The following is a 3,866-nucleotide window of genomic DNA, read 5'->3' on the forward strand; positions in this document are numbered from 1 at the left end:
CCGGTGTCGGTAACAAGTTGCAACAGAAATCCGTTGTAAACTGTTCGCGTTGCATATGCGACCTTGAGTTCTTTGAGCCGGGGGATGCTCACTGGAAGACATTTTACAGCAACGATTCTCATACGTAGTTCTCCTTTCCAGTTCTATAGATAATTTCAGCGACTTTCCCAAGAATAACTGCTCCTTCACCATTATTGGCCAGTTGCGTCGCCATGAGGCACAGGATGAGGGGGTCCCTGGCACTATAGACAAGTCCGACATCGAGGACCGATCCGGGAAGCCCGCCAGTTTTGTGTTCAACCTGTATTCCTTCGGGCAAAAACAACATCATGATATGCGAAAATTGCTGACGGCCGAGAATTGTCTTCATGGTGGCGGACGCTCTGGAACTGACTAATTCATTGCAGGCAAGTAGTTTGAAGAAACGCCCCATATCTGCCGGAGATGTCGTATTATCAATGCCCTGCTGCATGGATTCGGTGTCCATCATAAAACGGCGTAACCTTGTATTGGTCATCCCGATGTCCACTGCCAGCTGATTGACGGCATCCATTCCGGTGAGGTGGATGAGCACATTTGTGGCTTTATTGTCACTTGAGCAGATCATGAAATGGAGAAGATCCATAAGGTCAGGGCGATAATCGGAACTGAGGAACTCGAGGATGCCGCATCCACCTGTTGGAGCCGTCGGGAGGGCAGGATGTTCGGAAAGCGAGTGAGTTCCTGCTTCTACCTGTCGAAGAAGCTCGGCCATGATGAGCACCTTGATGGTGCTTGCCGACGGGAATATGCTCGAAGCCTGATACTCAAATAGGGGAGTTGTTGCTGTTGCGGCATAGACCCCAAATTTTCCCTGAGCGCTACCGAACAGCGCACGTACTTGTTCCTGCCAGTTTTCCATGTTTTCCCCTTGCATGACAATTTATCATTTGTTCCAAGACCATATTATCCTTCTTTCTGCGTATTCAATAGCAGGCTGAACTTTTGATCCCGTGACAAAATGGAATAGAAGCATGGTCCGCCCGTTTGTGATGACAGCGAGCAATTCGAAAGGGAATGGAGGGAAGTAGGGTTACTACTCGTGCTCCAAATGCGACAAGTCGCGGTTCCGCGAAGAGGAGTTGGAGCGTTGGTTTGTACAGAGACTGCAGGAGCTGCCGTCTCCTGTCACAACACACATGGTGGGCCCACCTGGATTCGAACCAAGAACCAAGTGGTTATGAGCCACCTGCTCTACCGTTGAGCTATGGGCCCCAGTGTTGTGCGCACGTCAGGAAAGGGCCTGCGCGGGTTTTATTATAGGCGGGGACGGCTGTGCGTCAACCTTTCAGCGCGCATAGGTACGCCACAGCCTCCTCCCTGGAGCCGATCATACCGTCCAGCTGGAGGCGTCGCACTTGGTCGAGGAGCAGTCCGACCTGTCGTCCTTCGGGAATACCGAGGCTCACGACGTCCTCACCTGAGGCCAGCGGCGGCTCGTCCATCCGTGAAAGGACTGTCATGAGGAGGTCGCGGGGTCCGGTGGTCTCCAATCCGGCGAGGTGGCCCTCCAGAACCGAGAGAATAGGCAAGGGGATGCCCTCAAGTTCCTCTGCTACACTGCTCACCTTACATGTTCCTTGCTCGAGAAGGCGGCGCAGTGTCCGTTCCTTTTGCTGCCATGACCGGCACGCCAAAGCCAATCGATCGCTCAATCCGAAGTCCTTGAGGACCTCCTGCAATTCTCCAGAAGGAATGCTGCCCAGCCACACGAGAAGCGGCGCAACCCACGGAGGAGCCCCCATCCCGTTCACGGCCGCGTGGAGACCCTCGTCGAGCGCGGACAGGAGTCGGAGTTTTGCGGCCCGCGGCGGAACGAGCGGAAGACCAATGAGCCCACATCCGAGTAAGCAAAGCGCCTTGACGCATGCGACGCTCTTGCTGCCCAAGAGCAGTTCCTTGAACTCGTCCTGCGCCCGTTTGTTGCGCCGGACATTCAAGAGCCCGAGCTCAAGAGCTTCCCTCGCCTTCTCACGGGTGCCGTCCTCGAGAACGAAACCCAGACGTGTCTGAGCTGCCACGGCGCGCAGTATCCGCGCAGGGTCCTCGATAAAGCTGTCGGGATACGTCATCCGGATGGTCCGTGTTTCGAGGTCCCGGAGCCCTCCGGTAGCATCCACCACGGTGCCGAAATCGCTCTCTGAAAGGGACATGGCAAGAGTATTCACGGTGAAGTCTCTCCTCAGCAGATCCTTCATCAATGATGCAGGAGCAACCGTGGGTAACGAACCTGGAAAGTCGTAGTACTCGAGGCGAGCAGCTGCAAAATCGTAGTCCCGCTCTCGGATACGAACCTTGTGTGTCATGAAGCGCCCATAAGAAATCACGTTGGTATCAAACGACTTGGCGACTGCCGCGGCAACGCCCGAGACGTCTTTCTCCGTGACAATGTCGAAATCGTTGGGAACCCTGCCAAGGAGGACGTCGCGTACCGAGCCGCCGACTAGATAGGCGCGGTTTTCCTCCGCATCGCCAATCTGACCAATTCTGGCCAGTGTCGCAGCCGTGTCGCCTCCGCCCAGCCGATCGAGGTCGGAACGCGCGATGACTCGTACGCCTGCTGTCCCCACGACATTCTGTGGATGTGCCGTGCTGTTGAGGTAGTGGAGGACATCGGACCTCGACACGACGCCCAGAAGGCAGTCCTCTTCCATCACTAGCAGGAGGCCTGTGTTATATGTACCGAACGCCTGTATCAGCTCCTCGACGGTTGCAGTGAGGGGAACGGCCGCAATGCGCGTATTCAGGAAGTAATGCACAGGCTTCTGCTGGAGTCGCGTGAGGGAAGTCTTCTCGAGGGCCTTCTTGGACACGACACCGACAATTCGGCCATCACGTTCGACCGGCAGCACCGAGAACCCAAGATTCACCATTGTCTGTAAGGCTTGTTCGGCGGACCGGTCTTGGGAAACTGTCGCGGGATGGGGCGTCATGATATCGCGGACGACCTGGTGCCACTGGGCATGCCTCGCGGTTATCGCGGAAACAATGTGCTCCTGTGCGATCTCAGCAGTGGTTCCATCTCGCAGGATGGATGCTGCTGCATGGATCCGACCTGCTCCCCCCAGAGGAGCAAGCAACTCTGCGACGTTGAGCAGGCGATCACTGCGCCCGAGAACGTAGAGCGCCTGGGGTGTCTGGTAGATGAGAAACAACGCTTCTGCCTTGATGATCTGAGCCAGTCGGTTGACGATGACCGAGAGGTTGCCGACGTTCCGCTCTGCATGCACGATGGCAAAAGCTATCTGTGCTCCAGCCACTGTCCTGACCTGTGTACTGTTCAGCGCGTTCTCGAGAGCTGTTTGCTGCCCCGGAGCCAGGTAGGTGGTGACATAGCGGGCGACCATGGAAAGACTCGCCCCAGCCTTGAGCAGATAGGCTGCCTGTTCGACGTCGAATGCCGTCGTCTCGGGGAACAGCAACGAGCCCGTGTCCTCATAGATGCCAAGCGCAAGAAGTGTAGCCTCGTCCGGGTTCACGGGAACCAGCTGCTCGCGGAGCACGGCGGTCACAAGCGACGCGGTCGCTCCACACTTCCGGATATGTCCCTCGTCAATATGTGCCAGGCTCGCGGAGTTTGGTTCATGATGGTCATAGGCGACCAGCCTTACCCCAGGGAGTGAGAGGACCTCTTTGTACTCACCGAGACGGGCTGCGACAATCGTGTCGGCCAGGATGACTGTCCCAATGTCTTCTTTCAGCAAGACCGGCGCAGGCATGCGTACAAAACGAAAACGTCCCTCATAGAGCCGGAGGAACTCCTCCACGTTCGGCTCGAGGGACCCGGGCAACACTGGGACCGCACCGGCATACAGCCGAGACAGTCC

2 protein-coding genes and 1 tRNA gene are annotated in these 3,866 nt (G+C 56.6%); all 3 read right to left on the reverse strand.

What is annotated here, in order from left to right; genetic code table 11:
• Positions 1 to 118 precede the first annotated feature (118 nt).
• Positions 119 to 901 (reverse strand): serine hydrolase, encoded by a 783-nt coding sequence (locus SMC5_RS04240; RefSeq protein ID WP_165848969.1) that lies wholly within the window; start codon positions 899 to 901, stop codon positions 119 to 121.
• A gap of 278 nt (positions 902 to 1,179) precedes the next feature.
• Positions 1,180 to 1,254: transfer RNA gene (locus tag SMC5_RS04245), tRNA-Ile, on the reverse strand.
• A gap of 65 nt (positions 1,255 to 1,319) precedes the next feature.
• On the reverse strand, positions 1,320 to 3,866 hold a 2,547-nt coding region (locus SMC5_RS04250), incomplete at its 5' end, for a CBS domain-containing protein (RefSeq protein WP_126854938.1).

This window comes from Candidatus Cryosericum odellii, from assembly GCF_003570935.1.
In the GTDB taxonomy this organism is placed as follows: Bacteria; Caldisericota; Caldisericia; order Cryosericales; family Cryosericaceae; genus Cryosericum; species Cryosericum odellii.